This is a genomic window from Marinobacter sp. ST-43, assembly GCF_030541085.1.
GTDB lineage: Bacteria > Pseudomonadota > Gammaproteobacteria > Pseudomonadales > Oleiphilaceae > Marinobacter > Marinobacter nauticus.
This window is the reverse complement of the sequence record NZ_JASSVO010000002.1, coordinates 240445-253954: the sequence shown is the minus strand read 5'-3', so window position 1 is coordinate 253954 and position 13510 is coordinate 240445. Positions and strand designations below refer to the sequence as shown.

At 58.2% G+C, this 13510-nt stretch carries 11 protein-coding genes; 7 read left to right on the top strand and 4 right to left on the bottom strand.

Annotated features, from left to right (window positions below):
* The first annotated feature begins 97 nt into the window (after nt 1-97).
* Both QPL98_RS05355 and QPL98_RS05350 read left to right on the top strand, forming a co-directional pair.
* Nucleotides 98-1900, top strand: a complete 1803-nt coding sequence (locus QPL98_RS05355; RefSeq protein WP_303292857.1) for an acyl-CoA dehydrogenase — start codon at nt 98-100, stop codon at nt 1898-1900.
* Between the two features lie 410 nt (nt 1901-2310).
* The gene (locus QPL98_RS05350; RefSeq protein WP_303292856.1) at nt 2311-3090 is read left to right on the top strand and encodes a crotonase/enoyl-CoA hydratase family protein; all 780 of its coding nucleotides are present in this window, start codon (nt 2311-2313) and stop codon (nt 3088-3090) included.
* A 227-nt stretch (nt 3091-3317) separates the two neighbouring features.
* On the opposite strand, the gene QPL98_RS05345 is transcribed toward QPL98_RS05350, so the two are convergent.
* Nucleotides 3318-4619 (bottom strand): alkane 1-monooxygenase, encoded by a 1302-nt coding sequence (locus tag QPL98_RS05345; protein WP_011786287.1) that lies wholly within the window; start codon nt 4617-4619, stop codon nt 3318-3320.
* Nucleotides 4620-4801: 182 nt separating this feature from the next.
* Between QPL98_RS05345 and QPL98_RS05340 the strand changes: the two genes are divergently transcribed.
* The 5 genes from QPL98_RS05340 (at nt 4802) to QPL98_RS05320 (ending at nt 9950) form a co-directional block, all read left to right on the top strand.
* A complete protein-coding gene (locus tag QPL98_RS05340; protein ID WP_011786286.1) occupies nt 4802-5053 on the top strand; it encodes a hypothetical protein in 252 nt (83 codons plus the stop codon).
* Nucleotides 5054-5132: 79 nt separating this feature from the next.
* A complete protein-coding gene (locus QPL98_RS05335) occupies nt 5133-5447 on the top strand; it encodes a hypothetical protein (protein WP_011786285.1) in 315 nt (104 codons plus the stop codon).
* Nucleotides 5448-5626: 179 nt separating this feature from the next.
* Nucleotides 5627-7642: a PhoX family phosphatase gene (locus QPL98_RS05330; RefSeq protein WP_303292855.1), complete on the top strand. Its 2016-nt coding sequence runs from the start codon at nt 5627-5629 to the stop codon at nt 7640-7642.
* Between the two features lie 237 nt (nt 7643-7879).
* Nucleotides 7880-9520, top strand: coding sequence for a methyl-accepting chemotaxis protein (locus QPL98_RS05325; RefSeq protein WP_011786283.1), 1641 nt, complete (start codon nt 7880-7882; stop codon nt 9518-9520).
* Nucleotides 9521-9581: 61 nt separating this feature from the next.
* The gene (locus QPL98_RS05320; protein ID WP_011786282.1) at nt 9582-9950 is read left to right on the top strand and encodes a membrane protein; all 369 of its coding nucleotides are present in this window, start codon (nt 9582-9584) and stop codon (nt 9948-9950) included.
* Between the two features lie 15 nt (nt 9951-9965).
* Here QPL98_RS05320 and QPL98_RS05315 read toward each other — a convergent pair whose 3' ends face one another.
* From QPL98_RS05315 to QPL98_RS05305, 3 genes are all read right to left on the bottom strand, one after another.
* Nucleotides 9966-11279 (bottom strand): MFS transporter, encoded by a 1314-nt coding sequence (locus tag QPL98_RS05315; RefSeq protein ID WP_011786281.1) that lies wholly within the window; start codon nt 11277-11279, stop codon nt 9966-9968.
* An 80-nt stretch (nt 11280-11359) separates the two neighbouring features.
* Nucleotides 11360-12454 (bottom strand): DUF1513 domain-containing protein, encoded by a 1095-nt coding sequence (locus QPL98_RS05310; RefSeq protein ID WP_222534448.1) that lies wholly within the window; start codon nt 12452-12454, stop codon nt 11360-11362.
* Between the two features lie 12 nt (nt 12455-12466).
* Nucleotides 12467-13501: an imelysin family protein gene (locus QPL98_RS05305; protein ID WP_303292854.1), complete on the bottom strand. Its 1035-nt coding sequence runs from the start codon at nt 13499-13501 to the stop codon at nt 12467-12469.
* Nucleotides 13502-13510: the final 9 nt, after the last annotated feature.

Here is a 13510-nt window from a genome sequence, read left to right as displayed (position 1 = left end):
AAAGGTTGGCGGATTCAGCCAAGAATAAGTCAGAAATGACAATTCCAACAACCATAGCCGTTATGAGACGCTATGGCCAATCAACAGGAGACCAAGAATGACCGACACCCTGATCGACCGCCGCGACCTTGCCTTCCAGCTTTATGAGGTGATGGACACCGAATCCCTCATCCAGCGCGAGCGCTTCAGCGAACACAGCAAAGAAACCTTTGACGCCGTCATCGAAACGGCCGACAAAATGGCGAAAGAAAAATTCGCCAACCACAATAGCGCCGCCGACAAAGACGAACCCAAATTCGTCAACGGCCAGGTGGAAATGCTCCCGGACGTCAGACAGGCCTTCGATGCCTACGCCGAAGCCGGCTTCCTCGCTGGCCGATACGACTACGACCTCGGCGGCATGCAACTGCCGGAATCCGTCATGGCGGCCTGCAACGGCTTCTTCACCGCCGCCAATCCCGGCACCGCCGGCTACCCGTTTCTGACCACCGCCGCCGCCAACCTGATTCGTGTATTCGGCAACGACGAACAGAAGACCAAATTCCTGTCCAATATGCTCAGCGGCCGCTACAGTGGAACCATGGCCCTGACCGAGCCCCACGCCGGCTCCAGCCTGGCAGACATCCGCACCTCCGCCACGCCCACCGCCGACGGCCACTACCTGATCAAAGGCGCCAAAATCTACATCTCTGGTGGCGAGCAGAGCATCACCGAAAATATCGTTCACATGGTGCTGGCGAAAATCAAAGGCGCACCGGCGGGCGTAAAAGGCATCTCCCTGTTCATCGTCCCGAAATTCCATGTGGACGAGAACGGCAACCCGGGCGACCGCAACGGCGTCAGCCTCGCCGGCCTGATCCACAAACTCGGCTATCGCGGCACTACCAGTACTGCCCTGAGCTTCGGCGATGATGCCCCCTGCCACGGCTACCTGGTAGGTGAACCCCATCAGGGCCTGAAGTACATGTTCCAGATGATGAACGAAGCCCGCATCGGCGTTGGCTTTGGCGCCGCTGTGATCGGCTATCGGGGCTACATGCACAGCCTGGAATACGCCAAGGACCGCCTGCAGGGCCGCAAGGCCAGCGAAAAGAATCCGGAAAGTCCGCAAGTACCCATCATCGAACACGCGGACGTACGCCGCATGCTTCTGGCCCAGAAAGCCTACAGCGAAGGCGGCCTGGCGCTCTGCCTCTACGGCGCTCGCCTGATGGATGATCAGCACACCCACCCGGATGACCAGAAACGAATGGAAGCCGGCAAGCTGCTGGATTTGCTTACCCCGGTGATTAAAGCCTGGCCCTCGGAATACGGTCCGAAAGCCAACGATCTGGCAATCCAGGTCTACGGAGGCGCCGGCTACACTCGCGAATACCCGGTCGAGCAGTGCTGGCGCGACAACCGCCTGAACCCCATCCACGAAGGCACCAACGGCATCCAGGCTCTGGACCTGTTGGGCCGTAAAATCTGGCAGGACCAGAGCCACGGCCTGCAGTTGCTGATGCAGGAAATGCAGGTGGATCTGCAGGCGGCCACCACTGAGCGCTGCCAGCAGTGGGCGTTGTCTCTGAGTGAGACTTTGCAGCAGGCGGTAAAAGTCACCCAGAGCCTGGGTAAATCCCTGATGGGCGGCGAAGTCGACAAAACCCTGGCTAACGCCAGCTGCTATCTGCACCTGTTCGGCCACATTATCGTGGCCTGGATGTGGCTGCGGCAGGCCAATGCCGCAGCCCACGCACTGGGGTCTGCCAACAGCGACAGCGAACGCAACTTCTACCAGGGCAAATTGCAGGCCGCCCAGTACTTCTTCCACTGGGAATTACCCACCGTGGCTCAGGATCTGGTGCTGCTGCGGAATCAGGATGATACGTGTCTGAATATGAAGGCTTCGTGGTTCTGAGTTTGCCCCCTTGCAGCCTGCATGTTTCGGCGTAGGCACGATCGGCTGGGAGCCCTTTCAGGGACACGCTACGAGCACTTCCCTGTGCGCTCGACTTTGGCCATCCATGGCCAAAGACGGTCCCTGAAAGGGCTCCCAGCCGCTCGCGCCCGAGCAGGGGTGCATTTCGCAGGACAGTAAAGCGAAGCTTGGCAAAACCTGAGTTCTATTTATGGAACTGTGGCCTGGTATATCGCAGAAGTATGACGCGCGGGCGACGGGGAGGGCTTTTCAGGACCGTTGAGGGCCATGGACGGCCCGAAACGAGCCTACAGGGACGTACTTGTGGCGTGTCCTGAAAAGCCCTCCCCGTTGACCGTGCAAGCCACCCAAGCAACCAGGCTAGGATCCCAAAGCAGAGGAAAACACCAATGCCACTGGTAAACGTAGAAAAACAGGGCCACATCCTGAAAATCGGCCTGAACCGCCCGGAAAAAATGAACGCGATGAACCGGGCCATGTACCACGAAATCGCTGCCGCCTATTACCAGCTCCAGAACGACCCCGAACTGCGCGTAGCAGTTATGTACGCCGAAGGTGACCACTTCACCAGCGGCCTGCAACTGGACGACTGGGCCGGCGTATTCGCTAACGGTAAGGGTATCGAACCCGGCGAAGGTGAACTTGATCCGTTCCATATCACAGGCGAGGGACTTACCAAGCCGGTAGTCTTTGCCGCCCAGGGCATCTGCTTCACCTGTGGCGTCGAGATGATGCTCAACACCGACATCCGCGTGGCCGCGAAAGGCACCCGCTTCGCTCAGCTGGAAGTGAAACGCGGCATCTTCGCCTGCGGTGGCGCCACCATTCGCCTGCAGCGGGAAATCGGTTGGGGCAACGCCCAGCGCTACCTGCTCACCGGCGATGAATGGACCGCCGAACAGGCTTACCAGTGGGGCCTGATCCAGGAACTCGTGGAACCCGGCGAACAGTTCAACAAAGCCATGGAAATCGCCGAGAAGATTGCCAAGGCAGCTCCGTTAGGCGTTCAGGGCAGCCTGAAATCGTCCAAGATTGCCGTGTCCGAAGGCCAGGAAGCGGCCAAGGAACGCCTGTTCCCGGAACTACGCCCGGTCATGGCCAGCGAAGATGTAAAAGAAGGAATCCAGTCATTCCTGGAGAGAAGAGAGGCGGTGTTCAAAGGCAAGTAGCAGGATTGCCCTGTTAATCGAGATTTAGTCCTTAGCGAATCGTCGAATCAGCGACTATCCCACGGAAGCGAAAGCGGCGGGTTGGGGCCACCCTTCCGGGAGTGTGCGCAGCAGGGATGCTGCGCTCAAGCCCCCATGGATGGGTTCACGGCGTCTCCCGGAAGGGTGGCCCCAACCCGCAGCCGGCACTCAACCAACAGGCTGGGACCGGCAATCAAACCACGAAATCAGGCAGCCTCAGACTCAGAAGAAGAGCCAGCCCGCCGAGCCGCAGCCTCCGCTGCCACTTTCGCAGCATAGTCCGCATACTTGGCCATCAACTCCTCCTTGCGATCAGGGTCCCAGTTGATCTTCGACAGATCCCCTTCATAGTGGTCAATCACCCGCTTATCCATCGTCTCGTACCACCACTGGGGCAGGTAGGCCGGCAACAGCATCGATGCGTACCCTCCCGGCAACTGGGGCGCCTTTTCAAAATGGCGCAAGGCCTGGAAACTCCGGGTCGGATGGGCGTGGTGGTCAGAATGCCGTTGCAACTGATACAGGAACAGGTTGGTCACAATGTGATTACTGTTCCAGCTGTGTTCCGGCTTCGTGCGCTCATACTTGCCATTCTTGTCCTTCTGCCGCAACAGACCATAGTGCTCGATGTAATTCACACTCTCCAACAGACTGGCGCCATAAACCGCCTGTGCCGCCAGGAACGGCACCGCCCTCGGGCCGCAGACCAGCGTCGTGGCGCCAAAGAACCCGGCCGTCATGGCCCAACCCTGTAGCAGTTCGTTATCAAGACTCCAGAAGCTCTTACCCTTGCGTTCCAGGCGTGCCTTTTCGATCTTGATCGACGACTTGATGCCGCCGAACACGGTTCGGGGCAGGAACTTCCAGAAACTCTCGCCCATTCGGCTGCTGGCGGGGTCCTCCGGTGTGGCTACCCGCTTGTGATGACCAAAATTATGTTCCACCACAAAGTGGGTGTAGGCGGTGGGGGCCAAGGCGGCCATGGCCATCAGTTTGTTCAGTTTATTGGACTTGTGGCCCAGCTCATGGGCGGTGTTGATGCCTACCCCGTTGATGGCGCCTACGGTCAGGGTCAGGCCGATCTTGTCCTCAAGTGGTGTGTTTTTCCGGCTGGCCAGCCAGGCGCCCATGAAGGTCATGGCGTACTGGGTGGGGATAAACGCCTTCACAATACGGTCGTAATACTTGTCCTGCTCCAAGGTCTTTACCGCCGATTCAGGAGGATTGCTTTTGTCTTCACCAATCGCCCGGTCCAGTGCCGGAATAATGCCGTGCACCAGTGCCGGCCCGGTCCAGGCCAGAGCCTTCAGTCGTTTCGGGGCCAGGGCGTAGCCAGTCAGAGCGGCAAGGCCAATGCCTGGAAGCGCAGGCCCCAACAGCCACATATAGCGCTTGGGATCTTTCCAGGTCTCGGCCTTGGTGGCGGTGTCTTTTGAATCCGATGTCCCGGTTTTCCGGGGCGCGGCGACCTGGTGCGTGTCGAGCGAGGATTTCACTTTGGCGTTCATATGGGCTCTCCGTGGAACTCGTTGTGTTTGTTTGTTCAATGTATGTCGGACAATCTGGCAATACAACAAGTAAGAGAGTCTGGTTAAGCGAACTGGCCTCTAATGACAATCAGGCTCCAGCTGGCGAATCCAGAGCTTGTGGTCCAGACTTTCGGAAACAAAAAAAAACAGGGAAGCGTCGAATGAGTGCCTCAAATCCATCTCCGGCCACCATGTCCTGGACGTTGCAGCAGCGGCTCCAGGAATATGCACGGGCCATGAAGCTGGCGGAAATCATCTATCAGGATCCAAACGGACAGGTCTGCGTGGTTCACGGCGTTATCCGTGATGTGCTCAGCCGGGCCGGGCGGGATTTCGTGGTGCTGGGAAAAGGGCAGGTGGTCTCGGCGGACCACATCATCATGATCGACGGCGAGCGGTTAACGAAAGAGTAATCGCCCGGTAATTGCTATTGACCGCGGGCTGCCTCTACTCTGTTGGCGTTGTACACATATACCGACAGAGGGACATGTTATGAACAAGTTTACCTTGAGCGCACTCGCACTGGTTGCCACGCTTGGGCTTTCTGCCTGCAGCTCTGAGAGCGATGAAGGCGCGGATTTTGAAGAAGCGGGTGAAAATGCCGAGGAAATGATGGACGACGCCGCTAACGCCACCGAAGAGACCTGGGAAGAAGCCACGGGTCAGGATGAAGGCGTGATTGGTGAAATGCAGGAAGGTGCCGAAAACGCTGGCGACGAGATTGAAGAAGCCGCGGATGAAGCGGGTGACTCCATGGAAGAAGCAGCTGACTCCATGGAAGAAGGCTACGACGAAATGACTCAGTGATCACCTGAGTTGCGTCGCGCGGTTGCGGGGCCTTTTGGCCCCGTTTCTGTTTCTGCCTCACCGGTTGTCATCGAACGTTCAACATTATGACTTAAATCTGTTTACGTCCTGTCACATTACTTGCCGACACTTGCCTCTCGAAATAAAGGACTCGTCCACCAATCCGAGAGAGGCAAACCATGGCCAAGCACGATCTTGATCCCAATTACCTGGACCCGAACTACGAGCCAGTCGTCAATCATTCCGAAAACACCCCGTTCCATCAGGTACTGTCTGCCAGAATGCAGCGTCGTACCGTCATGAAAGGTAGCGTAGGCGCTGCTCTGGCCAGCGTTATGGGGTTGGGGCTTGCCGGTTGTGGCAGTGACAGTGATAGTGACAACGATGGCGGTACTACCGGTGGAAACACATCCAGCACTGAACTGGGTTTCAAGGCTGTCCCTACTTCAACCGCGAATCAGGTCGTTGTTCCCGAGGGATACTCCTCCGAAGCGTTTCTTCCCTGGGGCACGCCAATTACCGGGTCTTATCCAGCCTACAAGCCGGATGGCACCAATACCGGAGAAGAGCAAGAGCAGCAAATGGGCATGCATCATGACGGCGTGCACTTTTTCCCGATTGACCTGAAAGCCGGTGGTAACAGCTCCAGCGAAGGTCTGTTGGTGATGAACCATGAGTACATCAATCAAGGCGCTTTGCATGCCAACGGGGCTACCTACATCAACGGTATGCGTCCGGCCGATGAAGTGCGCAAGGAAATCGCCGCGCACGGTGTGTCTGTGGTTCATATCAAACGCGACAACAACGGCAAGTGGGATATTGTTTTCGGGAGTCCGTTTAATCGCCGGGTTACGGGTAATACCGAAATGGATATCCGTGGTCCGGTGCGTGGTTACGACAAACTGGTCACCAAATACAGCCCGAATGCAACGGAAACCCGCGGTACTCTGAACAACTGCGCGATGGGCCCGACGCCGTGGGGAACTTACCTTGCGGCTGAGGAAAACTGGCACGGGTACTTCGCTAATAGCGATGCAACGCAGCCCCGGGAGCAGACTCGGCATGGCGTCGGCGATTCAAGCCGCTACGACTGGGAGTTGGCTGACAGCGGTGCGGATCAATACGTGCGCTTTGATGTTACCCCGACGGGTGCGTCGGCGGCGGATGATTACCGGAATGAGGCCAATACCTATGGTTTCATGGTGGAAATTGATCCGTTTACTCCAGAGAGCAAACCACAGAAGCGAACTGCGCTGGGCCGCTTTGGTCACGAGGGTGTGATTTTTGCGCCGGTTAAGGAAGGTGAGCCGGTCGTATGTTATTCCGGTGATGATTCCCGTTTCGAGTACATCTACAAATTTGTCTCCTCAAAGCCTTATTACGCTGCAACGGCTGGTGGCTACCTCCTGGACGAGGGTACGCTCTACGTGGCTCGCTTTAACGACGATGGCTCAGGCGACTGGCTGGCGCTGGATCTGAACGATACGGATTTTGCTGCCAAAGTGGCTGCGGCCCAGGGCGAAATGGTTGGCAACGTTCAGTTTGACGGTTTTGAGAATCAGGCTGATGTTTTGTTGAACACTCGGCTGGCTGCCGACATCGCAGGTGCGACCCCGATGGATCGCCCGGAGTGGGGGGCTGTAGATCCGAATTCCGGTCAGGTTTACTTTACGCTGACCAATAACTCCCGCCGGACGGAGGAGCAGGTTAACGCGGCAAATCCGAATGCCAACAACCGCACCGGTCATATTATTCGCTGGAGCGAAGACGGCAACGATCACACTGCGACCAGCTTTGACTGGGATATCTTCGTGTTCGCCGGTGAGCAGGGCACGGAAACCGTGGTTGACGACCAGGTTATCGTATCTCTGACTGATGACAACATCTTCAACAGTCCGGATGGCCTCTGGTTCGATTATAACGGCCGCCTCTGGATTCAGACCGATGGCTCCGATGCAGCACCTTATCAGAACAACATGATGCTGGCGGCCAACCCGGAAACCCGCGAGATCAAGCGTTTCTTCGTTGGGCCGGTTGGCTGTGAGGTTACAGGCGTTGTCTCCACACCGGATGTGAAGACCATGTTCGTCAATATCCAGCACCCGGAAGCAAACTGGCCGGATGCCAACGATCCGCGTCCGCGTGATGCAACGGTTATCGTTACCCGCGATGACAGCGGCGTTATCGGTGCCTGATCAGCCATAACGGTTGTCAGGCTCTGCCAAAAAGCCCGGGCGGACTCGTTCCGCCCGGGCTTTTCTCTTCTGTATTTCAGATTTCCTTCCAGATGCCGATAAACTCCTTGGGCCCTGCAATAGTGGTATCTTTAGTCCACTAAAGTAGGAGTTATTAACCTATATCATTTCTTTAACCTCAGGGATGGCCTGCAATAACAACATGCTTGCGTTAGCAATGACAAAGATGAGGGCACCATGGGTTTACTCGATCGCACTGCAATTTTATGGGGGGTGGGCATTGCTGTTGCGCTCGGTATTGCCTGCATTCTGGTGGCTCCGATGATGGGGCTCGATGCCGCGTCTCTGTTGATCGGACTCCTGGTTGGTCTCGCCGCCGCGGCCGGCTATCTGATATTGAGGGTGCTGGAACCAATAGAGCGTGGGATTAACGGCCTGAATGATGGCTCCCTGGCTGATAACCACCCGTTGCGGGCTCAATGTGCGCAGCTTCTGGCCGATGCCCGGGCTGGCAAGGCCCTGGTTGAAACGCTCTCGGCCAGTGCCGACAAGAGTGCCATCTCGGCCGCCGAAGTCTCGTTTGCGGCGGATCAGGTGAAGCAGCGCCTGGACAGACAGGTGGAAGAAACCGCCCAGATGGCCGATTACGCCGGCCAGATCACAGAATCGGTTCGGGAATCGTCGGAACAGGCCACCAACGCTGCCACCATGGCTCTGCAGAATCGCGAAGTCAGTGTGGAAGGGCGTCAGTCATTGGTGTCGGCCATTGAAAGTGTGCGCCTGGTGCATCAGCAATCGGAAGAAAACCTCCGGCTGATTCAGGCCTTGCACGAAAAATCTGGCAAGATCCAGGGCGTGACCTCAACCATTCAGGGCATTGCCGAGCAGACCAATCTATTGGCACTGAATGCCGCTATTGAGGCGGCCCGCGCCGGTGAGCAGGGGCGAGGGTTTGCGGTGGTGGCTGATGAAGTCCGGCAGTTGGCCGGGCGCACTGCCCAGGCCACCAGTGAAGTGGCGGACACCCTCGACGAAATTCAGAATGACACAACCAAGATTGTGTCCCGCATTGAATCTCTGGCGAAAACCGTGGAAGACGGGCTGACATCTGTAGAGAGCGTTGGCGGCCAGCTGGATCAGATTCGGGATCAATCCGACCGGGTTCAGCAGCAGGTTGCCCGTATTGCCGAGATCGACCAGAACAACGAGCAGAGTCTGGCCCAGGTGTTTTCGGCTATTGAGTCTGTCCGTGACCATATATCCGAAAGTGATACCAGTGTGGCATCGCTGGCGGACCAGGCTTCCACGTTGATGGAGCTGGCGGAGAAGGCGAATGCTGCCTTTGCGCTGAACAGCAGCGAAAGCTACCACCGGCCGTTTTATGAGAAAGCACTGGAAGGGGCGCAGCAGATTGGCCAGTTGTTTGAGGCGGCAATTCGAGAGGGCCGTTTGAGTGAAGCGGCGCTGTTTGACAAAAAGCGAACACCGATTGCCAACACCCAGCCCCAACAGTATTCCAGCAGCTTCGATCGGTTTACTGACCAGATGTTTCCGGCAATACAGGAGCCCATCAAGAAATCCCATGAGGCCATTGTGTTCTCCATCGCCTGCGCGCCGGACGGTTATGTGCCTACCCATAACAAGGATTTTGCCCACCCGCCGAGTGGTAATCCGGAAGTGGACCTGGTGAAAAGCCGGAGCAAGCGACTGTTCAATGATCGCACTGGCATTCGCTGCGGGAGTCATACCGAAAGTATGCTGCTCCAGACCTATCGCCGGGACACCGGTGAAATCATGCACGATCTGTCGGTGCCCATCTATGTGAACGGCAAGCACTGGGGCGGGTTCCGGGTTGGGTATCGGCCGGCGGGGAATTGATCGCACTGGGCACCCGCCAAGGCTGTGATAGACTGCCGGGGACGTAACAAGGAGAACGCCTGTGCCCGAAACCGAGTATATCCCCGCAAAACCTGACGGCCAGCAATCACAGGAGCCCAGCTCCACGAGGAATCTGGCGGTGGTGGTTTACATCCTGCAGGCGTTGTCTTTTTTCCTGGGGGGGGTGACGGCACTGGTGGGCGTGATCATCAACTACGTCAAACTGGATGATGTCCGTGGTACCTGGATAGAGCCCCATTTCCGCTGGCAGATCCGCACCTTCTGGATTGGTTTGCTGTGGACAGTCATCGGGGTGATTACCACCATGCTGATTGTGGGCTGGTTTATTCTGCTGGGTATTGCGATCTGGGTGATCTACCGAATTGTCAAAGGTGCCCTGGCCCTGAACGATGGCAAGACCCCGATGTAACGGGGTCTTGATGGCTCAGTCTTCCGTCACTTCTTCAAGGCGTAATGCGCTCAGCATGCCCGCCAGCCCCATCAGTCCCAATACCAGAATCACCGCCACGTCCGAAATCATGGAAATGGCGGCTGTGAACCCCCCGGTTACCAGCAGCAACACACCGATAACGGTATTGCTGACCGCTGTGTAGTCTGTCCGTTTGTTGCCTCCGGCCATATCCACCAGATAGGTTTTGCGCCCCAGGCGCACGCCGGCATGGGCAATACTCAGCACAAAAAACGCGACCGGATAGAACCAGGCACCGCCAAACCCGGGGCCCAGCACCAGTGCAAGAACACCAACCACCAGGCAGACCGAGCTGGCCATGGCGGCACCCCGAATCATCACTCGGCGGCTGGAGGTGTCGGCGGCCCAACCCCAGAAGCTGGCGCTCAGGGAGCTGGCCAGACTGCTGGCGAGCAGAAAGACGCCCAGCATCCAGCCAATATCGGATTCCTGTTGGGCGAGCACCACGAAATAGGGAGACGCCAGAGCCGAACACAAAAGCAGTGCACGAGTGATGACAAAATGCCTGAAGGGCGCATCGTCCCGTAGCAGCGACAGACTTTTAAAAGCCTCGTTGATCGCGTTGCCACCGCCCCCTGTTTCCCCGGCATACTCTTCCACATTGGCAAACAGAACCCCGGCAATCACCCACAGCGTAGCTGCCAGGAGCAGCAATGTGGTGTAGAACGCAATGCTGGGGTCGCCCCGATCCCAGAACAGCAGTCCTGTGAGCACCACCGTGGCGGTGCCCCCAATGGTGGTTGCCAGCCCAGACAGCCGGCCCCGGCGGGTTTTGGGGATACACTTGCCCTGAACGTCTTTCATGGAGACCGAGCAGAATCCCCGGGCCAGTGAAAACACAATAAGCGCCGCGACAATGCCGCCACCTGCCGCATAGCCTTCAAGAAACCACACGCTTGCCGCCATCGCAGCCACGCTGACGGCCTGCCCGAAACTGCCCAGGGTCCAAAACCATTTGCGCACCGCCTTGCGACGCACCCAGGCGGCGATCACCATCTGCGGCACCATGGAGCCGGATTCCCGGATAGGCACCAACCAGGCTACCAGAGCCGGTGCGCCAACGGCACTCATCAGCCAGGCCAGCACGGTCTTGGGGCTGATCAGCAAGTCGCCGAGTTTGGTGAGCACATTGCTGAACAGAATCAGGAAGAAGTTTCGGGGTACTTCCCGACAGGCTTCCTCCGGGATGTCTTTACAGACCCGTGCGTCCTCTTCGTTGGCAATCAGTCCGTAGAGCTGGTCGATGGTGTCGGGTTTGGTTGCTGGCAAAGGGCCGTCCTCCGGAAAAATGTTTGCCAAGCATACCAGTTAGCTCGGGTGTGCTTAAGCGGGAGGACCAGCGGTGCCGGTCAGACCAGGTGGTGGTCCCACTGTACCGGTAGCCGCGCGATGTCTTTCGCAGGTTGTCCGGCGCTCAGTTGCACCAGTCGGCCCTGTCCCGAGGACACCAGGAAATCGCCTCCTGCCAGAGTCTGAATGCCGGCGCAGTCAGTGATGCGGGCTTTGGCAACCAGCTCCCCGGTCTTGCCGCGGAAGACAATAGCGGTGCCGCCCACGGGGGAAGCGGCGGCGATCAGGTCGTTTTCAGGATGGGCCACCACGCTGGCGATGTAGTTGCCGAGAGCGGCCTGGGTTTCCGGGTCAAAGCGATATTCCCGGAGTTGCCCATCTTCTATGCGCGCCAACAGCGGAGGTCGCTTGTAGAGCGGTCCCTGGTACTGGTAGGCAACATAGACTTTGCCTTCGGTACTGACGCTGACGTGGCGGGAGCTCTGCTGGTGGTGGGCAGGGGGAAAGCGGCCAACGATCTGGCCGGACCGGCGGTCCATCAGAATCAGGGCCGGTTGCATGGTATCCAGATTGAGTTTGATGCGGTCGTAATCAGGGTGAGTCAGAATGCCGCCCAGGCCGATGACCAGAGTGTTGCCGTCAGGATGCAGGGTAAGCTCATGGGGCCCGATGCCGGCCAGTTCAAAGGTGTCCACCCGTTTATAGTCCTGCTCGGCATCGTAGACGGCGACAATGCCTTCGCCGGGCTGGTAGCGGCTGGCCGTGGCGTAAAGCCACCGGCCATCAGGTGAGAACACGCCGTGGCCGACAAAGTGTTCGCCTTCCGGGGCCATGATGCGGTGTCTGCGTTGGCCGGTTTCTGCATCAAACACATAGAACGACCAGCCCGGTCGGCGTTCAAAAAACAGAGTATCGTTTCGGCCGGGCCGGTTACAGCCGCTGTGGCATCGCGTGTCTACCGGCGCCTGCCACTGAACGTTGCCGGATCGATCAAAGGCACTCACGCCAAAGCGTCCATCCGGCAGGCCAACCGCGCCGGCATAGCGTTCGGGCTGTGGGCCGGTTTTGCGGGGGAGCAACGAGCACCCGGTGAGGGTGGCGGCCATAGCTCCGGCGACGGTGGCTTTGATCAGGGTTCTGCGATAGATGAGCATGGGTATACCTGTTCAGTCGCCGTCACTTGAGTTGAAGCCACGCACTACGCCAAGCGCCACGGCGGCTTCGTCATTGACCAGCGTTGAAAGCTGGGAGACATCCACAAAGGGCCCTTGCAGAATGCGGAACCGCTCATCACTCTCCATGAGCGTTGTCATGGCAGCATGGGCTTCCGGAAAGTTGTCAGCCACTTCCTCAAACTGCCTCTGAATGCGCTCTGCCAGTTCGGCCTCGCCGTCGGTTTTCAGCAAGGTGATCAGTCCGGGAAGGTAGAATTTCTCGAGCCCTGCCACTGTTGCTTCCACCGCCATCAGGCTCTGGCCACTGCGCCAGGCATCGGTGATGTAAGGGTTGCGTTTGCCATTGCCCCTTAGCCCCATGGGCTGCGCCAGTCGTCGCTCTTCCAGTATTTCAAGCGCCGTCATGCCGGCTTTGATGGTGGTGTCGCGGTATGGCCCGGTGTCCAGATAGTGTTGTTTGAAACTCGCCCAGCTGTCTGCGAGCCCCCGGGCATTACGTGCCATATGCCGGGTGACCGCCGAGAGCACCTCACAGTTTTTGGCTGCGGGCAGGGCGTTCTCCCCACTGTTGAGTTGCTCGTCGAACAGCAGGTATTCGGCCATGGGAAAGCCCTGAACCGCCACCCCGGATTGGTTGATCACCTCGGCGTTAACGGGGGCTTCGGTGCCAAGCAGATACCGGGCCTTGCGAGCGACCAGGTTTTTCGGGTCCGGCCAGAACTGGAATTGCCAGGACAGGTTGTTGTTCTCCACCGGGCCGAAGTCAACAAAGCGGACCCGCTGCCAGGCCAGGAAGGCATCGAGCCAGGCATCGTTCAGGGCCGGTCGGCTGTCGGACGTCGGTGCGTTGCAGTAGCCGACCGCCGCTGATGCGAGTTGTTCGGTTTTGGTTGCCAGCGATTCGTAGCCGTTTTGAATTGCGCCATGCCACTGTTCGCGGGCCTGGGTATCGGCGTTGGCCCCGAGTGCCGCCGTAGTGCAGACAAGCAGGGCGGAGGCGAAGAACAGTCTGGTGATCGGTTGCATAGTGGATCC

Bases quoted from the DNA above. Each gene is read 5' to 3' on its own strand.
- QPL98_RS05355 (WP_303292857.1), top strand. From the start codon at position 98: ATGACCGACACCCTGATCGACCGCCGCGACCTTGCCTTCCAGCTTTAT.
- QPL98_RS05350 (WP_303292856.1), top strand. From the start codon at position 2,311: ATGCCACTGGTAAACGTAGAAAAACAGGGCCACATCCTGAAAATCGGC.
- QPL98_RS05345 (WP_011786287.1), bottom strand. From the start codon at position 4,619: ATGAACGCCAAAGTGAAATCCTCGCTCGACACGCACCAGGTCGCCGCG.
- QPL98_RS05340 (WP_011786286.1), top strand. From the start codon at position 4,802: ATGAGTGCCTCAAATCCATCTCCGGCCACCATGTCCTGGACGTTGCAG.
- QPL98_RS05335 (WP_011786285.1), top strand. From the start codon at position 5,133: ATGAACAAGTTTACCTTGAGCGCACTCGCACTGGTTGCCACGCTTGGG.
- QPL98_RS05330 (WP_303292855.1), top strand. From the start codon at position 5,627: ATGGCCAAGCACGATCTTGATCCCAATTACCTGGACCCGAACTACGAG.
- QPL98_RS05325 (WP_011786283.1), top strand. From the start codon at position 7,880: ATGGGTTTACTCGATCGCACTGCAATTTTATGGGGGGTGGGCATTGCT.
- QPL98_RS05310 (WP_222534448.1), bottom strand. From the start codon at position 12,454: ATGCTCATCTATCGCAGAACCCTGATCAAAGCCACCGTCGCCGGAGCT.
- QPL98_RS05305 (WP_303292854.1), bottom strand. From the start codon at position 13,501: ATGCAACCGATCACCAGACTGTTCTTCGCCTCCGCCCTGCTTGTCTGC.